At 60.6% G+C, this 26114-nt stretch carries 29 protein-coding genes and 2 tRNA genes; 15 read left to right on the forward strand and 16 right to left on the reverse strand.

Annotated features, from left to right (window positions below; translation table 11 throughout):
- Positions 1-5 precede the first annotated feature (5 nt).
- Positions 6-392, forward strand: coding sequence for an Mth938-like domain-containing protein (locus AC1DLV_RS16185; protein ID WP_476800923.1), 387 nt, complete (start codon positions 6-8; stop codon positions 390-392).
- A gap of 35 nt (positions 393-427) precedes the next feature.
- Positions 428-1225: a phytoene/squalene synthase family protein gene (locus AC1DLV_RS16190; RefSeq protein WP_476801039.1), complete on the forward strand. Its 798-nt coding sequence runs from the start codon at positions 428-430 to the stop codon at positions 1223-1225.
- A gap of 4 nt (positions 1226-1229) precedes the next feature.
- On the opposite strand, the gene AC1DLV_RS16195 is transcribed toward AC1DLV_RS16190, so the two are convergent.
- Complete coding sequence (locus AC1DLV_RS16195) at positions 1230-1751, reverse strand: GNAT family N-acetyltransferase (RefSeq protein WP_476800922.1); 522 nt, start codon at positions 1749-1751, stop codon at positions 1230-1232.
- Between the two features lie 15 nt (positions 1752-1766).
- Positions 1767-3176 carry a methylenetetrahydrofolate--tRNA-(uracil(54)-C(5))-methyltransferase (FADH(2)-oxidizing) TrmFO gene (gene trmFO, locus AC1DLV_RS16200; protein ID WP_476800921.1) on the reverse strand — a complete coding sequence of 470 codons (1410 nt, stop codon included), beginning with the start codon at positions 3174-3176 and terminating at the stop codon, positions 1767-1769.
- A 105-nt stretch (positions 3177-3281) separates the two neighbouring features.
- Here trmFO and AC1DLV_RS16205 point away from each other — a divergent pair, with 105 nt between their 5' ends.
- The gene (locus AC1DLV_RS16205) at positions 3282-3887 is read left to right on the forward strand and encodes a hypothetical protein (protein ID WP_476800920.1); all 606 of its coding nucleotides are present in this window, start codon (positions 3282-3284) and stop codon (positions 3885-3887) included.
- 449 nt (positions 3888-4336) lie between these two features.
- Here AC1DLV_RS16205 and AC1DLV_RS16210 read toward each other — a convergent pair whose 3' ends face one another.
- Positions 4337-4477, reverse strand: a complete 141-nt coding sequence (locus AC1DLV_RS16210) for a DUF1127 domain-containing protein (protein WP_018427695.1) — start codon at positions 4475-4477, stop codon at positions 4337-4339.
- Positions 4478-4527: 50 nt separating this feature from the next.
- Positions 4528-4668: a DUF1127 domain-containing protein gene (locus tag AC1DLV_RS16215; protein WP_018427696.1), complete on the reverse strand. Its 141-nt coding sequence runs from the start codon at positions 4666-4668 to the stop codon at positions 4528-4530.
- A 223-nt stretch (positions 4669-4891) separates the two neighbouring features.
- Between AC1DLV_RS16215 and AC1DLV_RS16220 the strand changes: the two genes are divergently transcribed.
- Both AC1DLV_RS16220 and AC1DLV_RS16225 read left to right on the forward strand, forming a co-directional pair.
- On the forward strand, positions 4892-5995 hold the full coding sequence (locus AC1DLV_RS16220) for a DUF2157 domain-containing protein (protein WP_476800919.1): 1104 nt from the start codon (positions 4892-4894) through the stop codon (positions 5993-5995).
- Positions 5992-6600, forward strand: coding sequence for a GDYXXLXY domain-containing protein (locus AC1DLV_RS16225; protein ID WP_476800918.1), 609 nt, complete (start codon positions 5992-5994; stop codon positions 6598-6600). The genes AC1DLV_RS16220 and AC1DLV_RS16225 overlap by 4 nt, the downstream gene beginning before the upstream one ends.
- A gap of 33 nt (positions 6601-6633) precedes the next feature.
- Here AC1DLV_RS16225 and AC1DLV_RS16230 read toward each other — a convergent pair whose 3' ends face one another.
- Together AC1DLV_RS16230 and AC1DLV_RS16235 are read right to left on the reverse strand one after the other, a co-directional pair.
- Positions 6634-7815 (reverse strand): glycosyltransferase, encoded by a 1182-nt coding sequence (locus AC1DLV_RS16230; protein WP_476800917.1) that lies wholly within the window; start codon positions 7813-7815, stop codon positions 6634-6636.
- A 109-nt stretch (positions 7816-7924) separates the two neighbouring features.
- Positions 7925-8009, reverse strand: a tRNA-Leu gene (locus AC1DLV_RS16235).
- Between the two features lie 340 nt (positions 8010-8349).
- On the opposite strand from AC1DLV_RS16235, the gene tig reads away from it, so the two are divergent.
- Complete coding sequence (tig, locus tag AC1DLV_RS16240; protein WP_476801038.1) at positions 8350-9819, forward strand: trigger factor; 1470 nt, start codon at positions 8350-8352, stop codon at positions 9817-9819.
- 81 nt (positions 9820-9900) lie between these two features.
- On the opposite strand, the gene AC1DLV_RS16245 is transcribed toward tig, so the two are convergent.
- From AC1DLV_RS16245 to AC1DLV_RS16275, 7 genes are all read right to left on the reverse strand, one after another.
- Entirely contained in the window at positions 9901-10866 is a 966-nt protein-coding gene (locus AC1DLV_RS16245) for an SDR family oxidoreductase (protein ID WP_476800916.1), read from the reverse strand.
- A gap of 120 nt (positions 10867-10986) precedes the next feature.
- Entirely contained in the window at positions 10987-11739 is a 753-nt protein-coding gene (gene radC, locus AC1DLV_RS16250; RefSeq protein WP_476800915.1) for a RadC family protein, read from the reverse strand.
- Positions 11740-11775: 36 nt separating this feature from the next.
- Positions 11776-12603: a type I methionyl aminopeptidase gene (map, locus tag AC1DLV_RS16255; RefSeq protein ID WP_476800914.1), complete on the reverse strand. Its 828-nt coding sequence runs from the start codon at positions 12601-12603 to the stop codon at positions 11776-11778.
- A 143-nt stretch (positions 12604-12746) separates the two neighbouring features.
- On the reverse strand, positions 12747-13448 hold the full coding sequence (locus AC1DLV_RS16260; RefSeq protein ID WP_476800913.1) for an SH3 domain-containing protein: 702 nt from the start codon (positions 13446-13448) through the stop codon (positions 12747-12749).
- Positions 13449-13569: 121 nt separating this feature from the next.
- Positions 13570-13878: a hypothetical protein gene (locus tag AC1DLV_RS16265; RefSeq protein ID WP_476800912.1), complete on the reverse strand. Its 309-nt coding sequence runs from the start codon at positions 13876-13878 to the stop codon at positions 13570-13572.
- Between the two features lie 148 nt (positions 13879-14026).
- The gene (locus AC1DLV_RS16270; RefSeq protein ID WP_476801037.1) at positions 14027-14248 is read right to left on the reverse strand and encodes an alkylphosphonate utilization protein; all 222 of its coding nucleotides are present in this window, start codon (positions 14246-14248) and stop codon (positions 14027-14029) included.
- A 330-nt stretch (positions 14249-14578) separates the two neighbouring features.
- On the reverse strand, positions 14579-15331 hold the full coding sequence (locus AC1DLV_RS16275; protein WP_476801036.1) for an SDR family NAD(P)-dependent oxidoreductase: 753 nt from the start codon (positions 15329-15331) through the stop codon (positions 14579-14581).
- Positions 15332-15578: 247 nt separating this feature from the next.
- Between AC1DLV_RS16275 and AC1DLV_RS16280 the strand changes: the two genes are divergently transcribed.
- The 7 genes from AC1DLV_RS16280 (at position 15579) to AC1DLV_RS16310 (ending at position 20622) form a co-directional block, all read left to right on the forward strand.
- Entirely contained in the window at positions 15579-16166 is a 588-nt protein-coding gene (locus AC1DLV_RS16280) for a L,D-transpeptidase (RefSeq protein ID WP_476800911.1), read from the forward strand.
- Positions 16167-16355: 189 nt separating this feature from the next.
- Positions 16356-16490 (forward strand): ABC transporter, encoded by a 135-nt coding sequence (locus AC1DLV_RS16285; protein WP_109577431.1) that lies wholly within the window; start codon positions 16356-16358, stop codon positions 16488-16490.
- A 172-nt stretch (positions 16491-16662) separates the two neighbouring features.
- Positions 16663-17319, forward strand: a complete 657-nt coding sequence (locus tag AC1DLV_RS16290) for a hypothetical protein (protein ID WP_476800910.1) — start codon at positions 16663-16665, stop codon at positions 17317-17319.
- A gap of 72 nt (positions 17320-17391) precedes the next feature.
- On the forward strand, positions 17392-17979 hold the full coding sequence (locus AC1DLV_RS16295; protein ID WP_476801035.1) for a protein-S-isoprenylcysteine O-methyltransferase: 588 nt from the start codon (positions 17392-17394) through the stop codon (positions 17977-17979).
- Between the two features lie 10 nt (positions 17980-17989).
- Positions 17990-18775 carry a hypothetical protein gene (locus tag AC1DLV_RS16300; protein ID WP_476801034.1) on the forward strand — a complete coding sequence of 262 codons (786 nt, stop codon included), beginning with the start codon at positions 17990-17992 and terminating at the stop codon, positions 18773-18775.
- Complete coding sequence (locus tag AC1DLV_RS16305) at positions 18772-19635, forward strand: SDR family NAD(P)-dependent oxidoreductase (protein ID WP_476800909.1); 864 nt, start codon at positions 18772-18774, stop codon at positions 19633-19635. The genes AC1DLV_RS16300 and AC1DLV_RS16305 overlap by 4 nt, the downstream gene beginning before the upstream one ends.
- Positions 19636-19959: 324 nt before the next feature.
- On the forward strand, positions 19960-20622 hold the full coding sequence (locus tag AC1DLV_RS16310; protein WP_476800908.1) for a MarC family protein: 663 nt from the start codon (positions 19960-19962) through the stop codon (positions 20620-20622).
- A gap of 369 nt (positions 20623-20991) precedes the next feature.
- On the opposite strand, the gene AC1DLV_RS16315 is transcribed toward AC1DLV_RS16310, so the two are convergent.
- From AC1DLV_RS16315 to AC1DLV_RS16325, 3 genes are all read right to left on the reverse strand, one after another.
- Positions 20992-21066, reverse strand: a tRNA-Glu gene (locus AC1DLV_RS16315).
- Between the two features lie 74 nt (positions 21067-21140).
- A complete protein-coding gene (locus AC1DLV_RS16320) occupies positions 21141-22319 on the reverse strand; it encodes a YcbK family protein (RefSeq protein WP_476800907.1) in 1179 nt (392 codons plus the stop codon).
- Between the two features lie 214 nt (positions 22320-22533).
- Positions 22534-24363, reverse strand: a complete 1830-nt coding sequence (locus tag AC1DLV_RS16325; protein WP_476800906.1) for a PHA/PHB synthase family protein — start codon at positions 24361-24363, stop codon at positions 22534-22536.
- Positions 24364-24462: 99 nt separating this feature from the next.
- Here AC1DLV_RS16325 and AC1DLV_RS16330 point away from each other — a divergent pair, with 99 nt between their 5' ends.
- Positions 24463-24846 carry a hypothetical protein gene (locus tag AC1DLV_RS16330; RefSeq protein WP_476800905.1) on the forward strand — a complete coding sequence of 128 codons (384 nt, stop codon included), beginning with the start codon at positions 24463-24465 and terminating at the stop codon, positions 24844-24846.
- 45 nt (positions 24847-24891) lie between these two features.
- Positions 24892-26109 (forward strand): LL-diaminopimelate aminotransferase, encoded by a 1218-nt coding sequence (locus tag AC1DLV_RS16335; RefSeq protein ID WP_476800904.1) that lies wholly within the window; start codon positions 24892-24894, stop codon positions 26107-26109.
- The last annotated feature ends 5 nt before the right edge of the window (positions 26110-26114 follow it).

The following is a 26114-nucleotide window of genomic DNA, read 5'->3' on the forward strand; positions in this document are numbered from 1 at the left end:
TGGATATGGCAGGGCTGATCATCCGAGAAGCGCATTTCCCCGGGCGGGCGCCCGTCGACGCCTATGGCGACGGCGGATTCCGGTTCGCGGACATGTCACATCGCGGTTCGATCCTGTGCCTGCCGTCCGGCATTTATGGCTGGCAGCCTGCTGACCCGATGGCGCTGCAGCCGTCGGATTTCGAAAAGCTCTTCGCCGAGGCGGGGCAGGTGGAAATCCTGCTTGTTGGCATGGGCAAGGAATTGCGGCGCTTGCCCGAGCCACTCAGGGCAGCACTCAAGGCCGCCAAGATCTCGGCCGATCCGATGTCGACCGGAGCTGCGGTGCGTACCTACAACGTGCTGCTTGCAGAAGAGCGCGCGGTGGCCGCCGCTTTCATTGCTGTCGACTGACCGTGAACGAGGCGAACGGCGCAGCGAAGGCTTTGATGGAAGCGGTGCGTACTGCCGACCGCGACCGCTATCTCGCGGCACTTTATGCACCCGAAGATAAGCGTCAGGCTGTGCTGGCGCTCTATGCCTTCAACGCCGAGATTTCAGGCATCCGCGACCGCGTCAGCGAGCCGATGCCTGGCGAGATCAGACTGCAATGGTGGCGCGATGTCATCGCCTCCGGCGACAGGGAAGCCGGCGCTGGACATCCTGTCGCCACGGCACTGATGGCGGCGATCGACACCTATCGCCTTCCGGTTGCGGCCTTCGACAACTATCTCGAAGCCCGTATCTTTGACCTCTACGACGACCCAATGCCCTCGCGCACCGATCTGGAAGGCTATTGCGGCGAAACCGCTTCAGCGCTGATCCAGCTTGCCGCTTTGGTGCTCGATGCCGACCAGGCGCCGAAGCATGCGGAGCTTTCCGGCCATGCCGGCTGCGCGCAGGCGATCACGGGATTGCTGCGGCTGCTGCCGATCCATCGCGCCCGTGGCCAATGTTATGTGCCAAGGGATATCCTCGCTGCCGCCGGGACGACGCCAGAAGAATTCGTGGCAAACGCCACGGCTCAATCGTCACGGCATGCCGTTCAGGCGATGGCCGCTCTGGCGCGGGAGCATTTACGTGCGTTCGAACGCGGCGCCAAGGACCTGCCGGCTACACTGCGGCCGGCTTTCCTGCCGCTTTCGCTGACGCCGACCTATCTGGAGCGACTGGAGCGCGGCAAGGACGGCATGTCTTCGCTGCGCAAGCACCTGCTGATGCTGAAGACCGCCTCGCGCGGCTGGTAGCAATTCAGGCCGCTGCGACGTAGTCGTCGCGCCTGGTGTAGAACAAGAAGCGGTCGAGCCCCCGGGAATTGACATAGGAGCGGACGTCGCGGTGCAGGCGCCGGGCGACGCTTGCTGACGACGCATTGTCCGGCGCGACAATCGAGCCGATTTCCATTTCGTCCCTTGCTGCAAAGCCATACGCCATCGCGGCACGCGCCGCCTCGAGCGCGATACCGCGACCGCGCCAGGCCGGTGCAACATGGTAGCCGATTTCAAGGACCCGAGCGCCGGCGACATCCTGCCAGGTCGGGCCGCAATCGCCGATCAGCGCCCCGCTCGCCTTGTCGACGATCGCCCAAAGGCCGAACCCGTCCCGCTGATACCTGTCACGGTTCCTGTCGATCCATTCGACGGCAGCGGCTTCGGTCGTCATCTCAGGATAGAAACGGCGCGCATAGTCGTCGGCGAAGATCGCCAGGATCTCCGCTGAATCGTCCGCTTGCATCTCCCGCAAGATCAGGCGTGCGGTCTCGGGAGGAAGCATTTCTTGCCTCGTTTTTTATTCCGCTGCTTGTGCCGCTTCTGAAATGCCGAGCCAGGCGCGGCAATCGACCAGCGCGCGCGCCGTCATTGCCTTTTTCTTGGCGACGGTCTTTTCCTTGCCGCGCAGGCGCTTGCCTTCGACCTTGGGCGCTTCCATCACCGGGAACAGGCCAAAATTGACGTTCATCGGCTGGAACGAGCGTTTGCCCGGTTCATCGTCGGAAACGATGTGGCCGCCAGTGATGTGGTTGAGCAAGGCGCCGAAAGCGGTGGTGACAGGCGGTTGGCTCAAGGGCTGGCCGAGGCGCTCGGCAGCGGCGAAGCGCCCGGCGAGCAGGCCGATGGCGGCACTTTCGACATAACCCTCGCAGCCGGTGATCTGACCGGCGAAACGCAGTCCGGGCCGCGACTTGAGCTGAAGCGTCGGATCAAGCAGTGTCGGCGAATTGAGATATGTGTTGCGGTGCAGGCCGCCGAGACGGGCGAACTCGGCATTCTCCAGACCCGGAATCATGCGCAGGACATTGACCTGCTCGCCATGCTTCAGCTTGGTCTGGAAACCGACCATGTTGTAAAGCGTGCCCAGCGCATTGTCCTGACGCAACTGGACAACGGCATAGGCCTTGACCGTCGGGTTGTGGGCATTGGTCAGTCCCATCGGCTTCATCGGACCGTGGCGCAAGGTCTCGCGGCCGCGTTCCGCCATCACCTCGATCGGCAGGCAGCCGTCGAAATAGGGCGTGCCTTCCCATTCCTTGAAGTCAGTCTTTTGGCCATCGAGCAGCGCCTGGACGAAGGCGTCATACTGCTCCTTGTCCATCGGGCAGTTGATGTAGTCCTTGCCGGTGCCGCCGGGGCCGACCTTGTCGTAGCGCGACTGGAACCAGCAGACATTCAGGTCGATGCTGTCGAAATGGATGATCGGCGCGATCGCATCGAAGAAGGCAAGCGCGTCGGCGCCGGTATTGGCAGCGATCGCTTCGGCGAGCGATGGTGCGGTCAGCGGTCCGGTGGCGATGATCGCCTGGTCCCAGTCGGCGGGTGGTAGGCCAGTGACTTCCTCGCGAACGATTGATATCAGCGGATGGGCTTCGAGCCGGGCGGTGACGGCATTGGAAAAACCATCGCGGTCGACGGCAAGCGCGCCGCCGGCGGGAACCTGGTTGGCGTCGCCCGCGCTCATGATCAGCGAGCCGGCCAGGCGCATCTCTGCGTGCAGCAGGCCAACGGCGTTGGTTTCCGCGTCGTCCGAACGGAACGAATTGGAGCAGACCAGCTCGGCCAGTCCATCTGTCTTGTGTGCGTCGGTGCCGCGGACCCCGCGCATCTCATGCAGGATCACCGGCACGCCGGCCGAGGCTATCTGCCATGCTGCTTCTGATCCGGCGAGGCCGCCGCCGACGATGTGAATAGGTTTTGTGCTCATTGCGCCGGAATAATCCCTTGGTCGGGGGAATGCAACGATTGCGGCGGTTACCCCGATATGACTTGGGGGTTGCGAGCGGCGCGTGACAACTTCTAAGATGTGCAAATGGCGGGACATTCAATCTGCCGGTTGCTCATTGCCGGCATATTCACGTTTTCAAATCTCACCGGCCTCGCGCATTCCGCACCGAATGCGGGGGCGACCAAGCGTATCGACATCTGTCATGGCTATAGCTGTGCGTTCCGATCGCGCCTCGACCTTGGGCCGAATGACTCCAAACGATTTGCGTCGCTTCTTGCGGCCGGTCAGGCGTCGCCCCAGGCCGAGCGGGCAGCAATCGCCAAGGCGGTCAGCTATTTCGAAACGCGCGAGCAACAGGTCACCGGTGTCCGCGACCAGCCGAAGTCGGAATTCGGCGCCTCGAAGGTCAGGGGGCAGATGGATTGTGTCGACGAATCGACCAACACCAACTCTCTGCTTCGCTATCTCGATGGCCGTGGCCTGCTCAAATTCCACAAGGTCGAGGCGAAAACCTCGCGCGGGTTCCTGCTCGATGGACGCTATCCGCACTGGACAGCGGTGATCCGCGCCCCTGATGGCGTCAAATGGGTCGTCGATTCCTGGTATGCGCCGATGGGCGGCGCCCCCGACATCATCCCGCTCAGCGAGTGGAAGGTGCGCGGCGTGCTGGAAAGCGGCGCGCTCGACTAACGATGCCTTGAGCAGGGTCCAAAACGACAACACCCGCCGGGGGAGGACCGGCGGGTGTCGTTTTGGTGGTCAGCTTCAGGGAGGAGGAAGCTGACCTATTCGCCATTGCCGGGGAGGAGGTCGGCGCTGGCGGAATTCTTTTCGCCGATCAAAGAGGGCGAAGCTCTCGGAGATAACGACACCCGCCAGGGGAGGAGGTCTGGCGGGTGTGTTAAGGTGGCCAGCTCATCGGGAGGAAGAAGCTGGCCTGATCTGCCATTGCCGGGGAGGAGGTCGGCGCTGGCGGAATTCTTTTCGCCAATCAAAGAGGGCGAAGCTCTCGGAGGTAACGACACCCGCCAGGGGAGGAGGTCTGGCGGGTGTGTTAAGGTGGTCAGCTTATCGGGAGGAAAAAGCTGACCTGATCCGTCATTGTCGGGGAGGAGGTCGACGCAGACGGAAAGCTTGAATTAGATTGCGCGGCGGGCGATCGACTGGATCTCGCCACGATTGATGCCGAGGTCGGCAAGCTGGCGGTTCGACAGACGGCCAAGCTCGTTCACCGTCTCGCGATAAGCGCGCCAGTTACGGTAAGTGCGGAGCAAGTTCATTTTAGTTCTCTTTTCGGTTCGGACAGTGGGTCCAGCGGACCCGGTTTCGATTAGATGGCTTTACGCGCGACGAAGTGGATGTCGCTGCGGGTGATGCCAAGGTCGGTCAGTTCACGGTTCGACAGGCGGCTCAGCTCGGAGACAGTCTCACGGTAGCGGCGCCAGTTGCGGTAGTTGCGGATCAGGTTCATCTTCGTTTCCCTTCGTCTTCTTTTCTCTTCTGTGTACGGGGCGTAGATAGGATGCCCTTGCTTAAAATTGAAGCGCTATGCTCGCATGGCAGCAATGCGTTTTGTGCATTGCAGCATTAATGGGCATTAAGCCTTCGGTCATAATTGTGACCGAATCTGAAATTCGCCATGATGACAACGGCTTGGGCCTGATATCGGCGGCTGTGGCAGAGGGAAGCGACTTATGGCGAGCTATGCCACCAAGGTGAAGAGCGACATTGCGCGCTGGGTCGACAGCGGGCTCCTCGACCGCGCGACGGGTGACGTGCTTGTCCGCGATGTCGAAGCGAAGGAACGCAACGGTCTCAACTTCGGTTCGATCCTGGCGATCATGGCGGCTTTGCTCTTTGCCGCCGCGATCCTCATCCTCGTCGCCGCCAATTGGGAGGTGATACCGCGCGTTGCACGTGTCGGTGCTTTGTTTGCGATCATCTTCGCCGGCTATGTCGGCGGCGCTGTGCTGAAAGAGCGCGGCCATGGCGGCTTCGCCGAAGCGCTATGGCTGGTCGCTGCGGCTGCCTTTGGCGGTTCGATCGCGCTGATCGGCCAGATGTACCATTTCTCCGGCGACGAGGCCGCGGCCGTCGTCACTTGGTGCATCGGCACGGCGATTGCGGCTGCCGCGCTACGCTCCGCCGCCTTGACGGTGGCGGCTGTCGGCATTGCCGATGCTTGGCTGGCGCTCAAGGGCTTTGAGATCTTCCGCCGCGAGGCGTTGCCGCATTTCTTCGTCGTGTTCATGGCGGCGTTCTGGGTGCTGTCGTTGTGGACGCAAAGCCGTGCCGCCCGACATCTCATCGTGCTTTCTCTTATCTTTTATGCGGTGCTGCTCGGCATTCACTACGACACGCTTGAGGTGGGACTGGCGCTCTCGCTGGTGTCCGCAGCCCTGCTGGCCGTTGCCGCACTGGCGCCAGCACTGTCCGAACGCCTCGTCCAGCTTGGCGGGCGGCTGCCGCTGCATGCGCTGATCGGCTTCCTGACCGGCATGGCCATGGTGCAAGCCGACCGGTTCGACGAGCAGGGCTTCGTCATTGCCGCAGCCGTGGCGCTGGCCGTCATTGCAGCAGCAATCATCTTCCTTGGGCGCGAGAGCCGAGCCCTGCGCTGGATCGCCTATCTCGGTTTCGCCTTCGAACTGGCGATTGTTTACCTGGTCACGGTTGGCTCGATGCTCGGCACCGCAGGCTTCTTCTTCGCAGCTGCAATAATTCTCGCCGGCCTCGCCTATACGATCATCCGCATCGAACGGCGGATGAAACCCCAGCCGACCCAAGGAGCAGCATGATGCCTCGCTACAAGCTCGTCATCGCTGCAGTTGTGCTCGCATTGGCGCAGATCGGTTTCCTCGGCTGGATGATCGCTGGTCGGGCCGCGATCCTTCGCCACGGCAAGGAAGTGCTGCTCAAGGTCGAACCGGTCGATCCGCGCGACCTGCTGCGCGGCGACTATGTCCGGCTGGGCTATGACATCTCGCGCATTGAGGTGGAAAAGATCGCCAACCTGCCCCAGGGAGAGCTGGCGACGGCCGAAGGGCCTATTGTCGTGCGCTTGAAGAAGGATGCCGACGGTTATTGGCGGGCATCGTCGGCTTGGCTGGGAACTGCGGCAACACAAGCTGGTGCAGACGAAGTCGACATAGTGGGACACGTTTCCGATGGCTGGAGCCTGACGCCGGGTTCGACCATCAGTGTCGACTACGGCATTGAGCGCTACTATGTGCCGGAAGGCGAGGGGCTGGCGATCGAGGAAGAGATGCGCAAGCGCAACTTTGGCGCTGAGCCCGCATTGCGCAGCTTCGGCATCAAGGTCGCGGTTGCTAAGGACGGCAGCGGCCAGATCAAGGCGCTGATGGACGGCGACACCATGCTTTTCCAAGAGCCGCTTTACTGAAGCGGCCCACAGGGCAGTAGCGACAGCCAATCCTTAGAGCAGGCTGGCGCTGACGGCTGCTTCGATTGCAGCGGGACCGAAGCGCTGGGCAGCCGTTTCGCGGGCGCGGCGTCGACGTGCCTCACGCCGAACCGGGTCCGTACACAGGGCCGCTGCACGGGCGGCAAGCTCCTCGTCGGATTCGGCAAAGTCGATGTCCATACCGTCGATCAGTTCAAGGCCCTCGGCGGCAAGCCGCGTTGCCACGACCGGCAGCCCCCATGCCATCGCTTCAAGAATTTTCAGGCGTGTGCCGCCGCCGGTCATCAGCGGCACGATGGTCAGGTGGGCGCGGCGGTAAAGTTCCGACAGATCTTCCGGATTGGCGATCAATTCGACATCGGGCAGCGCGGCGAGATCGTTCAGCGCGCGGTTGGGGCTGCGCCCGGCGACGATCAGCTTTGCGCCACCCAGTGTCGCTCGCAGCCTGGGCAGGATCTGCGTTGCCAGCCGGCGTGCCGCCTCGATGTTCGGCGCATAGTTGAGATGGCCGATAAACAGCAGGGTCGGCTGGTTGTCGATCATCGCGTGCTGGCTGACCAGCGTTTCGGGGATGAGCTCGAAGCGGGGAATTCCATTGGGAATCACATCCGCGATGGTGCGGCCACCGGATAGGCCGCGCAGTCTTTCTCGATCCTGTCTGGAACAGACCCAGACCTTGTCGACCATGCGAAGCGACTTCGATTCCATGTCGCGCATGCGCCTGACTTGGCGTGTTCTTTTGGAGAACAGCCCGGCCAGCCAACTCGTTTTCGGCATCATTTGCCGGGCCAGGTCCGACTCGATGTTGTGCATATCGAGCACAAGCGTTGGCGCCATCGGCCGCAGGTGCTCGATCAGTGCAAACAGCGGGATGCCTTCGACGACGATGGTATCCGGCCTGAAGTCGCGCGCTGCGGCAAGCAGCCGGGCAAGCGCCACCTGTGGGATACGCGTGTCGATTGGGGTCTGGCGCCTGGCAAGGCGCGGAGACGTTGCGGCCTCTGCGGCGTTGGCCAGTGCCAAGGTCGTTATCCCGCTGTCGTTGAGATTCGCGGGCAAAGGTGGTTGGTGGACCGAGGCAACGAGCACGTCGCCCAGCCCTGCAAGCGCCTGGGCATTTTGCCAGTTGCGCAATTCCGCGCCTGATATGGGCGGCCACGCGGCATCGGTGGCGACAAGCAAGGTACGTCGCAAACGGGGGCCGCTATTTGCGTCGGTGACTGCGGCTTTGAGATTTACTGCTTGGTGCACGGCTGAATCACTCTCGATACGAGGTTTCAAGGTCCGCCGGGCAGAGCGTCTTTGGTGCGGATGATAGGAGTCGAACCTACACGCCTCTCGGCACTGGAACCTAAATCCAGGGCGTCTACCAGTTCCGCCACATCCGCATGGATCGCCAATCCCACGCTGCCATCATTCTGTCAATCTCACAGCTGAAACCAGCTCACCTGGGAGAAACGGCGAAGATAGTTGAAAATTGGCCTCGCCTGTGACAAAAGGCCTGTCGAATGAGATAGGACGCAAGTACCCGTCGCTACAGGATGCGATAAGAAGTCGAAATAACAACAGCTTATCGAAATCCTCGGGTGACGGCGGAGCAAACGACCGCAAATGGCGGATCCGGATACCGATTTGCGAACTTGAAGCCACCCCCGGCAAACGAATTCCGGCAGGCTGAACGGCAGGACGCCGTCCACCCGCGCCATACGTGAAAACAAAGGTTTGATGATGCAGGTCACCGAAACGCTCAACTCCGGCCTCAAGCGCGAGATCAAGGTCTCGGTTCCTGCCGGCGACATGGAAGCCCGACTCGTCAAGCGGCTTTCGGATGCCAAGAACAAGGTCCGCATCAATGGCTTCCGCCCAGGCAAGGTGCCGATGCAGCACCTGCGCAAGGTCTATGGCAAGTCGTTCATGGCCGAAGTCGTCAACGAGATCCTGACCGATTCCGCCCGCACGATCATTTCCGAGCGTGGCGAAAAGGCTGCGATGCAGCCCGACGTGACGATGACGGAAGACGAGAAGGAAGCCGAGAAGATCCTCGCTGGCGGTTCCGACTTCGAGTTCTCGCTGAGCTACGAAGTCATCCCGGCGATCGAGATCAAGGACTTCGCCGACATCAAGGTGTCGCGCCCGGTTTATGACGTTCCGGAAAGCGAAATCGATGAGCAGGTCAACCGCGTTGCCGAATCGGCGCGTTCCTACGAGCCCAAGACCGGCAAGGCCGCTGAAGGCGACCGCGTCACCATCGACTATGTCGGCAAGATCGACGGCGTCGCTTTCGACGGTGGCACGGGTGGCGACCAGCCGCTGGTGCTCGGCTCCAAGGAGTTCATCCCCGGCTTTGAAGACCAGCTGATCGGCGCCAAGGTCGGCGACGAGAAGCTCGTCACCGTCACCTTCCCGGAAAACTACCAGGCTGCCCATCTGGCTGGCAAGGAAGCGACCTTCGACGTCACCGTCAAGGAAATCGCTGCCCCGGGCAAGCTCGAGGTCAATGACGAGACCGCGAAGAACCTCGGCCTTGAGTCGCTCGAGAAGCTGCGCGACATCGTCCGTGGCCAGATCGAGAACCAGTTCGGCGCCATGACGCGCCAGAAGGTCAAGCGCCAGCTGCTTGACCAGCTCGACGGTTCCTACAAGTTCGAGGCTCCCTCGAAGCTCGTCGAAGCCGAGTTCAACAACATCTGGAGCCAGGTCACCCGTGATCTGGAAATCGCTGGCCGCACCTTCGCCGACGAAGAGACGACGGAAGAAGAAGCCCGCGCCGAATACCAGCGCCTTGCCGAGCGCCGCGTGCGCCTCGGTCTGGTTCTTGCCGAGATCGGCGAGAAGGCTGGCGTGACGGTTTCCGACGAAGAGCTGCAGCGCGGCCTGTTCGACACGGTTCGCCGTTACCCGGGCAGCCAGCAGCAGGAAGTGTTCGACTTCTACCGCAACAACCCGTCGGCGCTGGTCAATCTGCGCGCGCCGCTGTTCGAAGAGAAGGTCGTCGATCACCTGCTGTCGCTGGTTTCCGTCACCGACAAGAAGGTGAGCAAGGAAGAGCTGCTCGCCGACGACGAGGACGAGGCTTCCGAGAAGCCTGCCAAGAAGGCTTCCGCCAAGAAGGCCGACAAGGCTGAGAATGCCGAGGGCGAGGAGCCCAAGAAGAAGGCCGCTCCCAAGAAGAAGGCCAAGGAAGCCGACGCCGAATAAGGCGACGTTCCAGACATAAAACGAAAAGGCCGCTGGTTGATCCAGCGGCCTTTTTGATTCTGGGTGGGTGTAGCCTCTTTCTCACTGTTCACGCGCTGTGACGGTCCGATCCGGGGCCTCGATATGCTCGCGGGCCCATTGCTCGAAGCTGAGTGGCGGGCGTCCGATCATGTCCTCGACGCTGGGCTTCTGCGCCAGGGTCCATTCGGTCAACTCCTCCAACCGAGAGGCGTATGCCTCCAGTGCAAAGAGCGTCACCTCGATCGCTCCGCTTGGCCAACCGAGTTGATGCCAAGCCTTGCGGCCTTGATCCGGCGTGAGTTCCTCAGTTGCGATCCTGCGGCCCAAGGCCTTCTCAAGGGCTGCAACGCGTGATCGCGTACTGATTGGAAGCCCAATGGCTTCAAGGATCTGCCCGACATAGTCGTCCTGTAGCAAAGCGGCGGCGGCAACGGCGGCAAGGTCCGCTTCATGGATAAAGGGGTAATAGCCGCGATCTACAAGCGGCTCGCGCATGACGCCCTCGCGACGAATCGAGTCCATCCAATCCGAGCCCGTTGCAGGATAGGTTCCTTCGAGGCACGCGCCCATCACAGCCGATGGGCGGATGTGCGTCCATGGTATGCCGCAACCCTCCACCGCCTTCTCGATGGCGAGCCAGAACCAGGTTTTGGGTGGAAACGCCTGCTCGTATTCAGGTCCGTGGGATGAGAGAACGACGATCCGCTCGATGCCCGCTGCGGCAGCAAGTTTAGTGACTTCTTTCACAGAATTTGGTTCGGCACCTGCCAGGAAGACTTTCGCTACTCCCGCGAAGGCTTGGTCAGCGTCCTTCGGACTCGTAATTGACCCTGACATGACTTGGATTCCCTGCGCCCAGCCGTCAAGCTGCCCGGGCTCGGCAAGGACACGAACGGATACGCCACTATCGAGCAACTGCTGGGCAAGATGTCGACCGACAAGACCAGTCGGACTGGATCCCTCCCTTTTTCGAGGGGCGACCGTGGCTAGCAGAAAGATGGGCTGAGTATTTCGTTTCGCGCGCATGCAAGACCCTCTTCACCAATAGCGGTAGAGATCTTGCGCCTGATCGCTTGTCAGGTTGCGGATCGATTTAATGCTGGGCAGTTTGCATGGGCGTTCAGCGAACTTCAAGTTGATATTTGCCTAGATCAGCAGCAGGCCCTTCATGCTGGCGATACCCTTCTTGCCGATGATGATGTGGTCGTGCACCGAAATGCCTAGCGGCTTGGCCGTGTCGATGATCGTCTTGGTCATGTCGATGTCAGCGCGCGACGGCGTCGGGTCACCTGAGGGGTGATTGTGCACGAGGATAAGCGCGGTTGCCGACAGCTCCAGCGCCCGCTTGATGACCTCGCGCGGATAGACCGGGGTGTGGTCGACTGTGCCGGTCTGCTGCACCTCGTCGGCGATCAGCACGTTCTTCTTGTCGAGGAACAGGATGCGGAAATGTTCACGTGCTTCAAAGGCCATCGCGGCACGGCAGTAGTCGAGCAGCTGGGGCCAGGACGACAGCACTTCGCGTCCGCTGATCTCGCCGCGCGCCATACGCTTGGCCGATGCCGCAACGATCTTGAGATCAAGCGCGACCGAAGGTCCGATGCCCTTGACCTCCTGAAGCAGGTTGGTGGTGGCGCCGAGCACTTCCGCCAGCGTGCCGAAGCGGGCGAGCAGGGCCTTTGCCACAGGCTTCGTGTCGGATCGCGGGATCAGCCGGAACAGCAGCAGTTCGAGCAGCTCGTAGTCGGCGAGCGAGTCGCCGCCATTCGTCGAAAACCGCTCGCGCAGCCGGTCACGATGGCCGAGATAATGGGGCTTTTCTGGCGCGGCATCTCGTTTGATCGACGGCAACGGAAGCTCGCCGAAGAAATCGCGCTCGTCGTGGTCGTTGTTCGCCACCGCTATCGCCCCCGCCAGAACACCGGCGAGGCGATATTATGCGGACAATCCCAGCCGGTCGAGCCCCTTGGCGGACAGCGTGAAAATCTCGCAGCCAGTGGCGGTGACACCGACCGTATGCTCGTATTGCGCCGACAAGGAGCGGTCACGCGTGACGGCAGTCCAGCCGTCGGACAGCACTTTCACATGCGGGCGGCCGAGATTGATCATCGGTTCGATCGTGAAGATCATGCCTTGGCGCATCTCGACGCCTTCGTTGACGTTGCCATAGTGCAAGATGTTCGGCGCGTCGTGGAACAAGGCACCCACGCCGTGGCCGCAGAAATCGCGCACCACCGAGCAGCGCTCGGCTTCTGCATAGGTCTGGATGGCAGCACCGATGGCGCCCGTGCGTACGCCGGGGCGCACGGCGGCAATGCCGCGCATCAGGCACTCATGGGTGACTTCAAGCAGGCGCTCGGCGGCGCGCTTGATGTTGCCGACCGGGTACATACGGCTCGAATCGCCGTGCCAGCCATCGAGGATATAGGTGACGTCGATATTGACGACGTCGCCGTCCTTGAGCGGCTTGTTGTCGGGAATGCCGTGACAGACGACGTGGTTGATCGAGGTGCAGCTCGACTTGGTGTAGCCGCGGTAGTTGAGCGTGGCCGGCATCGCGCCATGATCCATGCCGAACTCGAAGACGAAGCGGTCGATGGACTCGGTGGTGACGCCGGGCGCGACGCGATCGACCAACTCGTCGAGACACTGAGAGGTGAGCGCGCAGGCCTTGCGCATGCCTTCGAAGGCATCCTCTCCATAGAGACGGATCTGGCCTGTGTTCCTGAGGGGCGCCGTGGCGGCGTCGAGATAGCTGACCATTGACCTCTGCCGAATATGTCTGGGGTTGCTCGCGACGTGCTGCGAGGCGTTGCCGCAGATTTGGCACCGGAAGCGTCCAGATTCAACCCGCAAAGGCCAAACCGCAGCGATATGCGGCGTTTGGCCAGCAAAAACCGCCAAAGTCAGTCTGGCGTGCCAGCTTTCGCAGGTCGCGCAAGCGTCTGTTTGGGGCGAGGGGCGGCAGGATCGGCCGGCCGCAGCATGTCGCCATGCACCCAGCCCTTGCGCCCGGAGGCCGAAACGAGTGTCCATTTGCCGTCGCGGGCGAAGACGCGCACGCTCTCGCCCTGCTTCAGGCTTGAGGTTACTGGAGCGGAAACGTTCGGACGCCGGCGCAGATAGACTGATGTGCTGGTGTAGAGTACGTTGAGGGCGGCAGCGCTGTCCGTGTCGGGCATCGCTGACGTCTGTTTGGCCGCTGGCTTCGGGCGCGGCAACGGCGTGGGTGGCCGCGTGATCGAGGCTGTTTCGATAACTTCCGGCGGCTTGCGCGGCGTGCCGTCCACCTTGGGACGAGTCGCAATGGCAATTTTCTGGGGCGCGACGTCGGCTTTCGGTTTCGAACTTGCAGCCAGCTTGCTTGGCCCGATGTCGACCTTGGGTCGAGCCACCTCCGTTTGCGGGCGCGGTGCGACGTTGACCTTGGGCCGCGTGACTGCCGCTTCGGTGCGTGGCGTGGTCTCCGCCTTCGGACGGCTTGCAGTCCTGGAGGGACGATCCTCGATACGCGCCTTGCTCGGCAACTCCTGTGTCATGGCCCAGCCGCCCGCCGCAAGCGCGCCGAGCACCAGCCATCTCAATTTGGGAAGGGCGAATCCAGACATGCTGTGAGTCTGGACTTCAGAGTTTAAAACCGCGTTGACGGGTGAGTTTTGGCAGGCTGCTTCCGTCGATGGGCTTCTTGTCGACTTTCGCTATCGATATTCTTGATTGGCTGGCAGGCCTTCAGAATTTGGCTTCGAAGAATCGTGTTTTCATTGCGATGCAAACGAGTGCGAGCATGACTGCTACTGCAACGTACTTGTTGGTCAAAATTACAGTCAGCAGGCACATGGCAATGCCTGTTGAGATTGCAAAGCCAAAAATGAGGGACGATTTGTTGCCCCTTCCGAACCAAACTACGCTGGCGAAAAGGAGAATCCATGCCATCAAGACGAAAACGTAAGGACCGAAATCACCAAGTGATCGCCAGTACGGTGCGCTCCAAACTCCGAAAATGATTCCGATCAAACCAAACAGAAATCGCTTTTTCACGTAATCCGCCAATGCAAATGAGTTGCTGCAGACTACATTAACGGCAGAGTTCTATTTAAGAATCGTTGCGGGTAATGACTCTTGAAAGCAGAGTTAACCCTGCATTGACGACCAAAAAAAATTCGACGTTAGCTAACTACGCTTTCGCTCACGCCTTTTTCAGGAACTCGGTCTTCAACACCAGTCCCTTGACCTGCTTGGTGTTGCACTCGACCTCACCAGGGTTGCCGTTCAGGCGGATGTTCTTGACCAGCGTGCCGCGCTTGATGGTCTCGGAGGTGCCCTTGACCTTCAGATCCTTGATCAGGGTCACCGAGTCGCCTTCGTTGAGCTGTGCGCCGTTGCTGTCTTTGACGATGATGTCGGACATGGTTCTTCCTTTCCGCTGCCGCGTCGATGGTTGCGCCTGCAGTAGGTTTTCAAGAGGGCGGCGTAAAGGGAGCGGCCTGAAATGAGGATAGCTGGGCCATTCACGGTTTGGGCGCTGCGGAACCATCAGGGGCGCAAGGCGGCTGGCCTTTGAAGTCCCGCGCCAGACAACCGTATTGTCGAACGTCTGGCCGGTTTCTCGCGCCGCCTTGGCCATGCCACAGGCAGACACGGTCAGGCAGGCGAGAACAGCAACAGTGATTCTGATGATCTGCATGGGGTCACATTTGGTTCGCGTAAGTCACGTCGCCAATTTCAAGATTTCGTCGCCCTAGTGCGCGGTGTAGGCGCCGTCCACCAGATGGTAGCTTCCTGTGATGAAGCTTGCTTGATCCGACAGCAGGAAACACACCAGCTCAGATACTTCCTCCGGCTTCCCGCGCCTGCCCATTGGTTGCAGAGCCAGCATGCGTCGGGATTCTCCTTCAAACTGTTCGGAAAGGAGCGGGGTGTCGATCCAGCCGGGGCCGACTGCATTTATGCGGATGCCCGTTCTCGCATATTCCATCGCGGCGACCTTGGTCAGCCCGACAACCCCGTGCTTGGCAGCTGTGTATGCGGCGGCGGTCGGCAGTCCTACCGAACCGAGCACCGAAGACATGTTGACGATCGCGCCTCCGCCCCGTTGCTGCATGGCCGCGATCTCGTATTTCATGCAGTAGAAAACGCCGTTCAGATTGACATTCATCGTCTCGTGCCAGCTGTCGAGCGGGTAGTCGGCGGTCGCCTTGCGCACGCCGCCTATGCCGGCATTGTTGACGGCGAGATCCACGCCGCCGCAGGTCTTGATCGTGAACTGGATCAGCTCTTCCACGGCTGCAGGGTCGGCAACATCGAACACAAAATCGTGAGCCTTGCCGCCGTGCGCGCGAATTTCGTCGGCAGTTTTACGGGCAGATTCGGCGTCAATATCGGCAACAACCACCTCTGCTGCTTCGCTGCCAAGCTGTCGGGAGACAGCGGCGCCGATGCCCGAACCGCCGCCGGTTACGATCGCTATTTTCCCTTTGAAGCCAGGGTTCATCGTTGCCATCCTCTACCTTCCCATCACCAGAGAGCAGTTGCTGGCCGCGCTCGCAAGTCCTCGCCGGAAATCAGTTGAGCGATCCGATCCGTCGATCCATGTGAGCGCGCCACGCCCGTTTCGGGCATCCTTCGGAAGGCGTATGCATGGCCAAATCAAGTCGGCCTGCCATATCTGGACAGATAATTTCTGGTAGCTAAGATGATGCTTATGTTTGGGGATCGGTCTTTTTTTTGAGCAGGTCAACATGAACAACAGCGAAATCACCCGACGCGGGTTCGTATTGGGTAGCCTGGCACTGCTGGCTTCCGGATGCACCTCGATACCAGGTGCGCCCATGATGGCAGCCTACAACGGGCACCCACCCGTTGATGCCCGCTTCAAGCGCCAGCGTGTGAAATATGACGGCTCGGAGCCAGCTGGAACGATCGTCGTCGATACGTCTGAACGTTTCCTCTATGCCGTTGAAGGCGACGGCTGGGCGACGCGCTACGGCGTCGGCGTCGGCGAGGACGGACGCACGGTGAAGGGTAAGGCAACTATCGGCCGCAAGGCCGACTGGCCCTCCTGGACGCCTACCGCCGACATGATGGAGCGCAAGCCGCGTCTCGTCCAATACGCAGGTGGCGTACCCGGTGGCCCCGACAATCCGCTCGGCGCGCGCGCGCTTTACCTCTATCGCGGAGGCAAAGACACGATGTTCCGCCTGCACGGTACAAACGAACCTTGGACGATTGGAACCGAAGTATCGAGTGGCTGCGTTCGACTAACAAATGACGACATCATAGATCTCTATGATCGTACCCCCGTGGGGACCACGGTGCTGGTGATCTGATGTTGGCGAGCCAGACGCATCGTTCAATCTCCGTGCGTGGGCTAACGAATTTCCGCCACGTAAACTTCTTTGACTGTGTCCTTGTTGCACTAGGCCGCAGTGCAATTGACCGCTAGCTTGTGATGGTCCACAATAGTTTTGTGGGGCTTTGTCTAGATACCGATTCCACCTTAGGGGGAAGGATTGCTAATGAGCAAATTTCTAGTCGCAGTAGTCGCCGTGTTTGCCGTAGTTGGCCTTAGTGGCTGCGGAACAATCGGCAAAGGTAAGGGGAAAGCCCCTCCGCCTGTCGTCGAGCCGGCACCGGCACCGATCTACAAGTAAAACGATCGGTCTTGCTAATTGTGGGAGGGCCTTCATTGGCCCCCCCACCATTGCCTTCCAAGCAGACTAGGGCGTGCCTTTGGGCTCTAGCTGTCGCTGTCCGGACACTGGTCATGGATGTATCCTGCCTCGTGGTCTTGGCTCATTCCAAGTCAAAAGCGGAGCTTTGGAAATGGCGCTACTAAGCGGCCGTTTGCTTGTTGTTGCCCTGATGGCGCTGGCGACAGCGGCATGCCAGGACAGCGGTCCCCAACCGCGTTTCATTTCGAATTCCGATGGCGCCGGTTCGCCGGTGGAGGCGCCTGCAGCAGCTGCGCGCGAGGTCAAGACGGCGGACGCGTCTCAAAGCAAAGGCTATTTCATAGAGTTTCGCTCACGCTACGCGCTGAGCTATGGCCATACCTACGTGGTCTTTGGGCGCTCGACCAAGGATGGGGAAATGATCAATCCGCAGGTCGCGGGATTGCATCCGGCCTCGACAAGCGAGGTTCCTTATGTCCTGGGACATTTCGTGCCTGTGAAATCCGAGACGGGCTGGAGCGACGGCGATCTGGAAGAACAGTACCGGTCGGCCAGTTGGCGGGTCATGCTGAGCGAAGCCGAGTATAATCAAGTCGTTGCGAATATTCGCAAGCTGCAGGCAAGCTCGCCCGTCTGGCAAGCGGCAGTCTATAACTGCAACGCATTCGTGGCGGACATTGCCCGTTCGATGGGTTATAAGACGCCCGCCATCCAAAATCGGCCGCAGCAGTTCGTAACCAAGCTTCGCGAGATGAATGCCGGCAAAAGGATTGCAGTTAAAACTCCCGCTGTCACATCGGCTGGCTGAGTTTAGGAAAAGTCGGTTAGCTGCAGGGTTTCTTGCGAGCCCTGTCAAAGGCCTTAGGAACGTAGATTGAGCATTTCGATAGCGTCAGTAGGCCAGACCGCGTGGGTTCTTGGTATCGTTGGGTGGTACGTTATCCGCTACCCGTTCGAGCGTCGCGCCAAGCGGGTCCGGGTCGTAAGCGACCGCCGTTCGCGTTCCGACGCCATCGGGCTTGCGTGCGCACTCTTCGGTCTCGCTATCTTTCCGGCGTTTTATGTCGCGACAGGTATCCCCGAAGCGGCCGACTATCCGGCAAGCGTATGGGCAGTCGCTGTTGGAAGCGTGCTGTTTGCGGCAGCACTGTGGGTTTTTCATCGATCTCACAAGGAACTCGGCCGGAACTGGTCGATCACGCTGGAGATTCGCCAGCAGCACGAGCTTGTTTCGGGCGGCCCATACGCCTTCATACGCCATCCCATGTATACCTCCTTCCTGCTGATGGGCCTTGGTCAGGCCTTTTTGCTGTCGAACTGGATTGTTGGGTTGGCTGGGCTGGTTGGCTTCGCAACCCTTTTTTTCCTTCGAGTGGACAAGGAAGAGCGTATGATGGAGGAAATCTTTGGCCCGCAATATCGGGCCTATATGGCGAGGACAAAGCGCATTATCCCCTATCTGTATTAGAGGAGGCACGATGAGAGGCCGAGCCCTCAAGCTTTCGGCGGCGCGACGTCTTGTCTGCGATCTGATGCGGTTTTCGATCGGGATTCCGCGTGTCACAGTGCAGCGCAGGATGAACCTCGGACCGCTGCAAGCCGCCAGGATGGCGCAGCAGAGCCGGTCTTCGTGGACTGTGCTGTTCCTCAAGGGATATGCGCTGCTGGCGCGAGAGATGCCGGATCTGCGGCGCGCTTACATCAAGTTGCCCAGGCCCCAGCTCTATGAAACCCCGGTCAGCGTGGCCTCCGTCGCCCATGAGCGCGAGCACGATGGTGAGCGGGTCGTCTTGCTGAGCATGATCAGGTCTCCAGAGAGCTGCTCGATCGCCGAAATTGAAGCATCCTTCCACGCCGCGCGATCGCTTCCTGTCATGGAAATCAAGGACTTTCGGCGCGCGCTCAAGATGGCGCGAGCGCCTGCGCCAATAAGATGGCTGCTCATGTGGCTAGGGCTTAACATTGGGCGGCAGCGGGCCCGTTTTTTCGGTACCTTTCAGCTTTCGGTCTATTCCGGTCTTGGTGCCGAGTCGCTCAATCCGCTGACGCCTTTGACCACACTGCTCAACTACGGTCCGATCGGCGAAGATGGATCGGTGGATGTCCGCATCCACTATGATCACAGGGTCATGGATGGGGCCAATGTCGCGCGCGCGCTGGTGAGGTTCGAAGAAATCCTGAACAACGCTGTGGCCAATGAAGTACAAGATATCGCTCAAATCGGAGCTGTGCCCGGTAAGGCGGCTTCAGGTGCAGGTGCATGAGCCTAGATGAACAGTTCCGACCAGCCGTCGTGGTCATCGGCGCGTCCCGTGGGATAGGCCGGGCAATAGCCAAGGTTGCGGCTCGAGAGCGTTCTGTCATCGTGCTGGTTGCGCGTTCCGCTGAAGGCTTGGCTGCTGCCGCAAAGGATGTGCGCGATGCGGGCGGCGAGGCCGTCACGTTCGAGTTGGATCTGTCGGCACCTGAGGCGTCGGCTTGTCTGGAGGACTTCCTCGCCACGAAAAGTCTCTTCTGCGATGTGTTGGTGAACAGCGCCGGCTATGGCTTGCGTGGTGCGGCGATCGCGCTGCCCATGGATGATCAGCTCGGTATCATCGATCTCAACATACGTGCCCTCAGCGACATGACGCTGAGGTTTCTGCCTGACATGGTGGCGCGGGGGCGCGGCGGGGTGCTCAACCTCGGTTCGGTGGCCAGTTTCACCCCTGGGCCCTACATGGCCTTGTATTATTCCAGCAAAGGCTTTGTGCGCACCTTTTCGGAGGCGCTTCATCAAGAAGTGCGCAAGACCGGCGTGACGGTTACTTGCGTCGCTCCTGGACCAGTATCGACGGAGTTTCTTGAGCGGTCAGGCGCCAGTCAGACGGCACTGTTCAAGATCTTGCCCAAGCTTGATTCGAAGGATGTTGCAGAGCGCGCGTGGCGGGGATTCAAATCCGGCCGTCGTCTGGTCGTGCCGGGGTTTTCTGCCAAGCTTGCAGCGTTCACGGCGGCGCTCTTGCCTTCGGCTGCGCTCTTGCCGCTGATCGGCTACCTGCAGCGCAATGGCAACGATCCGTGTCCCTGCGGATCGGGCAAGAAATTCAAGAGATGCTGCGGGGCGCGGCGCGCGAAGGCGTAACCGCTTCATTTTTCCCCGATCCGCCGCTTTGCGATTTGCGCAGTGCGGATCTGGCCAACGGTGTCTCTTCCAGGGACAGGGGCTGCCGACTTGATTGGTCCTGCGCTGCTGCTCAGGTTGCGGCGGTGGCAACCTGCCGCCAATCCATGTATGGTTTATTTTACCACAGCCAGGAAGTCGGGACGTTGCTCACGGTTTGAAAGGCGCAAAAATGGCCGGAGCGGCCAAGCTTGTCGATGTGTTCAGAGGCATCCCAGGCTTTCGCGTGGTGTGCTTGATGGATGTGGATCTGCCTGAATGAACGCGGCCGTCCACACATTCGTTGTGGTGCTCGCGTCGATCTTTCCGGTGGTCAATCCGCCTGGCTCGGCCCTCGTTTTCCTCGGATTAACCGGTGGCGCAACTCCCGAACTACGCTCCGTCCTTGCTCGGCGTATCGCGATGAATTCGCTTATCCTTCTGGTCTGCTCATTCCTCCTTGGCGCGCTCATTCTGCAGTTTTACGGGATTTCCATCCCGATCCTGCGCGTCGCAGGAGGGTTCGTCGTTGCCGTATCGGGGTGGAAGCTTCTCAACGAAGGAAGCCAAAAGGAGATGCAGGCGTCGGCAGGAGGGGTCGACCGCACCAAATTGCTCGATCAGGCCTTCTATCCACTAACGTTGCCGTTGACGACGGGGCCTGGCTCGATCGCGGTCGTTATCAGCATCGGTCTTTCAGATGCGACGATCACCAGTCCCGCAGACAGGATCATGTTCGTCTTGGCGAGCCTTGCCGCCATTGCGGTGCTGGCGGTGTCCATCTTGTTTTGCTTCGCTTATGCGGACCGCATCCAAAGGCTTCTCGGCCCGGGCGGCACCGACATCGCCGTGCGGCTGTCCGCGTTCATTCTGTTTTGTCTGGGCTTGCAAATCCTGTGGTCGGGCGGAAACGAACTGTTGCGGTCCGTGCTCTCCGCAGCTCCGACGCCATTGCTGCCCGTGCCATGAAGAAGCAGGTTCTGAGGCGGGCCAGTTAGATCAGGATTTTTGCCGGCGATCACGCCGGGCGTATCGGTGTCGATCGCTCGACGCTTCGCAGGCCCGTCATGCCCTCGGCGAATCGAAAGCCGATCAGCGCCGTTATCTTTGATCCATGATTCGGCATCTGTCGCGTGAACAAGCCACGAGCGATTCGCAAAACGGCCATAAGCAAGAATCTGAAGCCGCGGCGCATCTTTTCAGGCACAGCTGGGCCGGAATGCTTGCAAAGGGCTTTTGTCGCTGTCCGGCTGCAAGGCAGGCTCGCAGGTGCCGGCTTCGGATCTAGGAACGGTTAAATTGGAAGGATACTTCAGCAAGCTAAATGCTTGAAAAACCTGGTACGCCCAAGGGGAATCGAACCCCTGTTACCGCCGTGAAAGGGCGGTGTCCTAACCGCTAGACGATGGGCGCGCTCAGGTGAAGCGGTGTATAATTGGCTTGTTCGCAGCAGGCAACCCGTCTTTTTGCTGTTGCGCAAAGTTTTTTTAGTTGCCCCTGCGGCAACGCCAGTTCCAGTCGCGCTCCGGCCCAACATCGATGTGCACCGAGTTGGTGTGGCAGTAGGTTCCGACGCCGCCACGGCCCGGCATGGAACGCAGGAAGGTCGCCAGTTCCCATTTGCCGACGCCCGGAATCTGGATGTCGGCAGCCGCGCAATACATGTGCTGTGAATTCTTGGCGCCACGGGCGCGGCGATTGCGCTCCGGATTGCGGTAGCCGGAGGTGACGATCATCTTCTTGCCATAGCGCTGCTCGGCAGCCTTGAGTATGCGCACCAGCGACGGCTTGAGGCAGGCGACATCGACACTCTCAGTCTGCTTCAACAGGCCATTCGGGGCAAGTCGGGCCATGCCGGCAGCCGAGGCCAGCTGGAGGCCTGGTTCCTCGTCCTCGTGCAGGTCAACGTCGCTGTCGTCGTCGATGCCTGACTTGCGCTTGATTTCGAACAGATCGGTGGTGCGCACGCCGGGGAGGGCAAAGTCACCACCGGACGAGCTACCGCCAAGCGAGGCCAGCGCCACTGGCTTGGCACCGGACCTGGCCGAAGCAAGCGTGATGATCGGCTTGGCTTTTTCCTCGGGGGTGGCGGCTGCCGGTGCCGCGGCTGCAGTAGCGATGAGCGGTTTCGCCTTTTGCTCGGCGGGCGCCGGAGCGGCCTTGGCAGGCGCTGAGCCGAAAAACGAAGCGAGAAAGCCCTTTTTCTGCGGCAGCTCTGGCTTTTCGGGGGCAGGGCCGTTTGTCAGGTAGAAGCCTGTATCTTGCTGGACCGGCGGTTTTCCTGTTTTCGCTTCCGCGGCTTGGGGAGCTGAAGCTTCCGTCTTCGGCTGCTCTGCTGCGGCGACCGGTGTGTGCTGTTGCTCAGCGCTGGCGAGCGCGGTTTCAGCTGGTGTCGTAGCCGTTGGATTGACAAGGGGAACGTAGCCGACCTGGTCGGGAAGGGCGGTGTCGCCGTCGGCGTTCATGACAAGCTTGGTAGCTGTCGGCGCTGCGCCGGGGGCTCCCTGCGACGTTGCCTGGCCGGTTGCATCGGCAGTGAGGGCAGTGTTTGCAAGTTCGAAATTGGGTGCGCCGGTCGAAGAGCAGGACACGGCAAGCAGCGAAACCAGTACGGTCAGCGCAACGCCGCATCGCCGGTCTGCGAATCGCAGGTGTCCTGACGTCAAAGCGGTCCCCTCTCATGCACTGCAGGCCAAAGATCACGCTTGGCGATTAAATCGAACGTCTAAGCAGGCACGCTTCCCAACAAGAAGCGGCACTCAATGATATGGCGATGATCCCCAACTATCGAGCTAGGCGCCAAATAAGGCAAGATCATGATAGGCGCCACGTTTTCGCCCCCTTTGTTAAGGGCGTCAACTCACCACGCATTACAGCGAGTTACACGCGGACCCTCACATAGCTGCCTGGGGCATCGCCTAACACGTTGCCCCTTACGCCAGGCTTGCGGGCCGCAACGCGGCTATCGTCCTTGGATTCGATCCAGCGCTGCCAGTGCGGCCACCATGAGCCAGGCGTTTCGGCCGCGCGTTGGAGCCATGCGTCGAAATCTCCTGTCGGTTTGCCGTTCGACCAGAATTGATACTTGCCGGCGGCAGGTGGATTGACCACGCCCGCGATATGCCCCGAACCGGCAACGACATAGTCGACATCGCCTCCAAAATACTGACAACCCAAGAAGACGGAACGGGCCGGGGCGATGTGGTCTTCGCGGGCTGCGAGGTTGTAGACCGGGATGGTGATGTCGGCGAGCGAGACGGTGCGTCCGGCGAGTTCCATCCTGCCTTGCGACAAGTTGTTCTGGAGGTAGCAGTTGCGCAGGTAAAACGAGTGGTTGGCAGCCGCCATCCGCGTCGAATCGGCATTCCAGTAGAGCAGGTCGAAGGGAAGCGGGTCCTTGCCGCGCATGTAGTTGTTAATGACATAGGGCCAGATCAGGTCGCCTGAGCGCAGCATGTTGAAGGCGGTCGCCATCTTGGTGCCGTCGAGATAGCCCTTGTCCTTCATCGCTCCTTCGAGCGCTGTGATCTGGTCCTCGTCGACGAACACCTTGAGATCGCCGGCATAGGTGAAGTCGACCTGGGTGGTGAAGAAAGTGACAGAGCGGATGCGGTGGTCGCCCTCCTGCGCCAGGAGCGCAAGGGCAGCGGCAAGCAGCGTGCCGCCGACGCAATAGCCGATCGCGTTGACCTCACGCTCCCCGGTCGCCTGCTCGACGGTGTCGAGACCATATTGCAGGCCCTCGCGGATATAGGCCTCCCAATCCTTCAGGCCGTGGCGCTGGTCGGGATTGATCCACGAGATGACGAAGACCGAGTGGCCTTGTTCGACCGCCCAGTTGATGAACGACTTTTTCGGGTTGAGGTCGAGGATGTAGAACTTGTTGATCCAGGGCGGGCAGATCAGCAGCGGCCGTTTCAGCACCATGTCGGTGGAGGGTGCGTATTGGATGATCTCGGCGACATCGCTGCGCCCGACAACCTTGCCGGGCGTGGTGGCGATGTTCTTGCCGATCTCGAAGCCGGAATAGTCGGCTTGCCTGAGCTTGAGGTCGCCCTTTCCGGCCACGATGTCCTCGGCGAACATCTTCATGCCGCGCACCAGGTTTTCGCCATTGCTGGCGACGGTTTCGCGAAACAGTTCTGGATTGGTCAGGATGAAGTTGGAGGGCGAGATCGCATTGGCGACCTGCTTCACATAGAAGCCAGCCTTGTGGCGGGTATGCTCATCAAGGCCGTCGGCATGTTCGACCAGATCGCCAGCCCAGCGAGCGGTAACCAGATAGGCCTGCTTGAGGAAGTCGAAGAAGGCATTGCGGCCCCATTCGGGGTCGAGGAAGCGCTTGTCGGTGCGATCGGGCTTCACTGCGTCGTCGACCTCGTCGCCGCCCATGCGCTGGACCGATTTGCTCCACACGTCGAGATAGCCGGAAAACAGCCTGGTCTGGGCTTCGAGCGCGCGTTGTGGGTCAGACAGCCAGTATTCGGTGAGTTTTGAAAAGGTCTTGACCATATCGGTCATCGGCTCGGCAACCGTGTCGCGGAGCTCGCCCTTTTCGCGCGGTTCAGCCCAGGCGGATGCCGCCTTGCCGGCTTGCTCGATCATACGCGCCATGTTGAGCGCAAAGCGCTCGGGATCTTTGACGAGATATTGCTCGACGGAGGAGGGGGAATCGCCACTCGGCTTGTCCGAATCGTCTACCTTCGCCATGGTCTTTGCAGGTCCTCCCAAAGGGCCTTTTATTGACATACTATCATGTGACGTCTTACCGGGTCCAACGCGCTCTACCGCGCCTGTCGGGGAAACTTTATGACATATAGTGTTGGTCGGCATATTTTTTTCTGCGCCCGGGCGGTTGTGTTTGCCGGCGTGCTGGCATTGCCTGTTGCCGTCAGCGGCTGCACCAGCACTGCGGCGACCAATCCTGTGCCTGTCGGAGCTCACGGCGCGCAGGACACCGGCACATACCCCAATCTCAATATCCCACCGCAGTCCGCGGCGCCGCAGTTCACCGAGGATCAAAAGGCGGCCAAGCTCGCCAATCTACACGCTGCGCAAGGGCGCCAAGGCGCCAAGGCAGGCGTTGCTGCGGACAATTCAGCGGCGATGACCACGCTGGCCAGAAAGCATGGCGACGATACGCTCAAGGCCATCGAAGGCGAGTGCCAGGCTATCGACCCTGCCTGCAAATGAGTATATATCGCGCACGCAAAGCGCCCCTGTTTACCTGGAATTGACATGGAAGAATTTCACAAGGTCCGCCGCCTTCCGCCCTATGTCTTCGAGCAGGTCAACCGGCTGAAGGCCAGCGCCCGGTCGCGCGGCGCCGATATCATCGATCTTGGCATGGGCAATCCCGACCTGCCGACGCCGACTGCCATCGTCGACAAGCTGTGCGAAGTGGTTCGCGACCCGCGCACCCATCGTTATTCGTCGTCGCGCGGCATCCCCGGTTTGCGCCGCGCCCAGGCCAATTATTATGCCCGCCGCTTTGGTGTGAAGCTCGATCCCGACACCCAGGTCGTGGCGACACTGGGCTCTAAGGAAGGCTTCGCCAACATGGCGCAGGCGATCACGGCGCCCGGCGACGTGGTGCTGTGCCCCGATCCAACCTATCCGATCCACGCTTTCGGCTTCATCATGTCCGGCGGCGTCATCCGTTCGCTCCAGGCCAAGCCGGATGACGGCTTCATCCCGGCACTCGAGCGCGGCGTTCGCCATTCGATCCCCAAGCCGCTGGCGCTGATCCTCAACTATCCGTCGAATCCTACGGCGCATGTCGCCACGCTCGATTTTTACAAGGATGTCGTCGCCTTCGCGAAGAAGAACGACATCATCATCCTGTCGGATCTTGCTTATTCGGAGATCTATTTCGACGGCAATCCGCCGCCTTCGGTGCTGCAGGTGCCTGGCGCCATCGACGTCACTGTCGAATTCACTTCGATGTCGAAGACGTTTTCGATGCCGGGCTGGCGCATGGGCTTTGCCGTCGGCAATGAGCGCCTGATCGCCGCTTTGACGCGCGTGAAGTCGTATCTCGACTATGGCGCGTTCACGCCGATCCAGGTGGCCGCGACTGCAGCGCTCAATGGCGACGGCACCGACATCGCAGAAGTGCGCGAGGTCTATCACAAGCGCCGCGACGTGATGGTCGACTCGTTTGGCCGTGCTGGCTGGGAAATCCCGGCACCGGCTGCGACGATGTTTGCCTGGGCGCCGATCCCTGAGCCGTTCAAGCATCTTGGTTCGCTCGAGTTTTCCAAGCTGTTGATCGAGCATGCCGACGTGGCGGTGGCTCCGGGTGTTGGTTTTGGCGAGCACGGCGACGACTATGTGCGTCTGGCACTCGTCGAGAACGAGCACCGGATCCGTCAGGCGGCGCGCAACATCAAGCGTTTCCTGACGACCACCGGCAAACAACCCAACAATGTGGTTCCGCTCGCAGCCCATCGCTGAGCGCG

Source organism: Aminobacter sp. 01T433, assembly GCF_056398585.1.